Genomic DNA, 3,909 nt, shown 5'->3' with positions numbered 1-3,909 from the left:
ACTACAACCAATGGAGAAACGAAGGTGACATCGAAAGGTTGGTTGATACTAGCAGACACTCAAGGAATTGCTCAACACTTAGCTAGCCAACTGCGCTCAGTGGGAGAGGTTTGTACTTTAGTGTTTGCAGGAGAAAAATATCAACAGATAGCTCCAGCAGAATTTACCATTAATCCCAACAATCTTGAAGATTTTGAGGAAGTAATAGAGACAGTAGCAGCCAAATCACCATCGTTATCGGGAGTAGTACAATGTTGGACTACTAAAGCAGGAGAGGGTAAAGCTATTAATTCTGAGGAGTTAGAAAGTTTGTCTAAGCTAGGGTGTGGCACAACTCTATCTTTAGTACAAGCATTGGTGAAAGCAGGGTTATCAAGTCAACCTCGATTATGGTTAGTGACAAGTGGTGCTCAAGGGGTGCCGTCAAATCATCCGGTCATACCAGGAGTAGCTCAATCTTCGGTGTGGGGAATGGGGAAAGTGATTAGCTTGGAACATCCAGAGTTGAACTGTACTCGTCTAGATTTAGACCCAGAGGAGACTGTAGAGGATCAAGCTGATGTACTATTTAATGAAATTTGGTCTGAGGATTCCGAAGACCAGATAGCATGGCGTGGAGATGGTCGTTATGTAGCTCGATTGGTAGCTAGTCATTATCGGCAACCCATAGCAAAACAGTTGATACCATCGCAACCATTCAAACTCGGAAGTTCGCAGAAGGGTAGTTTAGATAACTTAATCCTGGAGCCAGTTACTAGACGTTCGCCAGGAGCAGGGGAAGTAGAAATTCGAGTTAAGGCAACAGGATTGAATTTTCGTGATGTTCTTATAGCCTTGGATGTTTATCCAGGAGAGGCTGTAATGGGAGGAGATTGTGCGGGAGAAGTAGTAGCAGTAGGCTCAGAAGTAAGAGGTTTTCATGTAGGGGATTCAGTTATGGCTATGGCTCAAGGTAGCTTTAGTCAGTATGTAACTGTTGATGCTACCTATGTTGTTATCAAGCCAGAAAATCTGAGCTTTGAAGAAGCAGCATCTATTCCAGCTAATTTTTTAACAGCTTATTATGCTTTGCATTATGTGGCTAAGATCGAGGCAGGCGATCGCATTCTCATTCATGCTGGTGCAGGAGGTACGGGAATGGCAGCAGTTCAAATCGCACAGCAAGCAGGAGCAGAAGTATTAGCAACTGCAAGTCCTCCAAAATGGCAAGCTCTACGGGATATGGGAGTTAAACACATTATGAATTCCCGAACATTAGAATTTGCTGACCAGGTGATGGAAATAACCAAAGGAGAAGGAGTAAATATTGTACTCAACTCTCTGACTTCTGGGGGATTTATTAGCAAGAGTATGTCAGTGGTCAGCCATGGTGGTCGGTTCGTGGAAATTGCCAAGCGAGGAATATGGGATTCAAGCCAAGTAGCAGCAGTCAGACCGGATGTATCTTATTTGGTGGTGGATTTAATCAAAAAGTCTCAAGAGCAACCAGAATTAATCAATTCCATGTTGCACGAATTGAAAGATAAATTATGGAACAGTTTACTCAAACCACCACCGATGAAGGTATTTCCCATAGAGGAAGTTATTGATGCCTTCCGTTATATGCAGCAAGCTAAACATATAGGCAAGATTGTGGTGAGTCAAACACAACTTGCTGATGGTACGACTCAGAAGCCTTTAAGTTTCCGTTCTGGAGCTAGCTATTTGATAACAGGAGGTATGGGAGGTTTAGGTTTACTGGTAGCTAATTGGATGGTGTCTAAGGGAGCTAAACATTTAGTATTATTGGGACGCCGTTCACCGGATGATGCTATTAGGAAAAAAATAACAGAGTTAGAAATGGCTGGAGCTTCCGTGGTAGTGGAAAAAGCCGACGTGTCTGATCTTGAATCAATGACCAGAGTGCTGCACAAGATTGAACAGTCCAACATACCACTAGCAGGGGTAATTCATTCAGCAGGGATGTTGTCGGATGGAGTGCTACAAAACCAGAGTTGGTCTAGTTTTGAGAAAGTAATGGCTCCAAAAGTCCAAGGTGTCTGGCACTTGCATCAATTAACTCAAAATCAACCATTGGACTTTTTTGTGATGTTTTCTTCTGTGGCATCTTTGTTCGGTTCACCTGGTCAGGGGAATCATTCTGCTGCTAATGCTTTTCTTGATGGTTTAGCTCATTATCGTCGGGTTCAGGGATTGCCGGGATTAAGCATCCATTGGGGAGCGGTTTCTCAAATAGGGGAGGCAGCAGAACGAGGTGCAGATTTGAGGGTAAGTAAGCAGGGTATGGGTGTAATATCTCCCACTCAGGTGCTAGAGTCTCTAGAACTACTGATGAGTGGTTCTGATGTGGAAGTAGGGGTGATTCCTATTGAGTGGTCACAGTGGCAGGAGAGAGTAGCACAGTGGCCTTTTCTGGCAGATTGGCAGGAAATAACAACTGCGATCGCGTTTGGCGCGCCAAACGCGATCGCTCCCAATAAAACTCAGGAGAATTACCTTTTAGAACAATTAAAATCAGTTTCCCAGAGCGAAATAGAAAAAATCTTAATTGCTCATATCCAAAATGAAACAGCTCAAGTATTAGGCATTAAAAATTATCAAATTGATATACATAAACCTCTAAATGAAATGGGGTTAGACTCTCTAATGTCAATTGAGCTAAGAAATCGAATTCAAAGTCAGCTAGAAGTGGATGTTCCAATTACCAAATTTATGGAAGGAATAACCATTGCTGCTCTCTCAAATGAGCTGAATGAACAAAGAACTCAAAGCAGTTCCACAGACAAGGTCAAAGAAAGTAAGCGAATCAAGGTAGAACTATGAACTTAATTCAATTTTTACAAGACCTTTCTATCAAAGGTGTTAAATTATGGAATGAGGAAGGAAAATTAATAACTGAAAGTTCCGAAGAAGTACTGACCACTGATGTTATTGCCCAACTAAAGCAGTACAAATCAGAAATCTTACAGTTACTCAGGGAAAATCCAGATATATGCCAAGTCTATCCTCTATCTTATGGTCAAAAAGGTCTCTGGTTTTTGTGGCAGCTATCACCCCAGAGTTCTTCTTATAATGTGTCATTTTCGGTTCGGATATACTCCCAAGTAGATATAACTATTTGGCAACAAGTTTTTCAAGCTCTAAGGGAAAGACATCCGCTACTAGGGAGTAAATTTACGAAGTTGGGCGAACAACCAATCCAACAACTAGAGCAAAATCAAGAGTTAGACTTCTTAGAGATAGATGCTTCTAGCTGGAGTGAAGAGGAGTTACACAAAAAGGTAGTTGAAGCGCATAGACATCCTTTTAATCTAGAAGCAGAATCAGTGATGCGAGTTAGGTGGTTCACTTGTTCAGAGCAAGACCATATTATGTTACTGACAATACACCACATTGCTTTAGATGGTTGGTCATGTAACTTAATTGCTAAAGAACTGCCACAACTCTACCAAGCTCAAAAAGATGGTGTAGAAACATCTCTGCCACCACTAAACAATTCTTATCAAGATTATGTTAGTTGGCAAAAGGAGTTGATAGAAGGACAAGAAGGAGAACGACTATGGAGCTATTGGCAACGGAAATTGGGCGGAGAATTACCTGTATTGAATTTGCCCACAGATAGACCCCGACCCCCTATACAGACTGATAAGGGTGGCAGCTACCCCTTCAAGTTATCTGAAAGGTTGACTGAACAACTGAAGGAACTAGCTCAAACAGAGGGGGTAACTCTTTATATGACTCTGTTGGCAGCTTTTCAAGTACTTTTGTATCGTTACACAGATCAAGAGGATATTTTAGTAGGCTCTCCCACTTCTGGTAGAACTAAAGCAGAGTTTGCCTCTATTGTTGGTTACTTTGTAGAATCAATGGTAATGAGAGCAGATTTATCAGGGAATCCCTCTTTTAGAA

2 protein-coding genes are annotated in these 3,909 nt (G+C 41.7%); both read left to right on the top strand.

What is annotated here, in order from left to right; genetic code table 11:
* The coding region (locus F6K52_RS33555) for an SDR family NAD(P)-dependent oxidoreductase (protein ID WP_293089040.1) at positions 1-2,823 on the top strand (2,823 nt) is incomplete at its 5' end.
* Positions 2,820-3,909, top strand: a 1,090-nt coding sequence (locus F6K52_RS33550; RefSeq protein ID WP_293089037.1) for a condensation domain-containing protein, incomplete at its 3' end; no start/stop codon positions are given. The genes F6K52_RS33555 and F6K52_RS33550, both read left to right, overlap by 4 nt.

This window comes from Moorena sp. SIO3H5, assembly GCF_010692395.1.
Classification (GTDB): Bacteria; Cyanobacteriota; Cyanobacteriia; order Cyanobacteriales; family Coleofasciculaceae; genus Moorena.
Note: the sequence above shows the minus strand (reverse complement) of the source record. Positions and strands in the feature narration are given on the sequence as shown.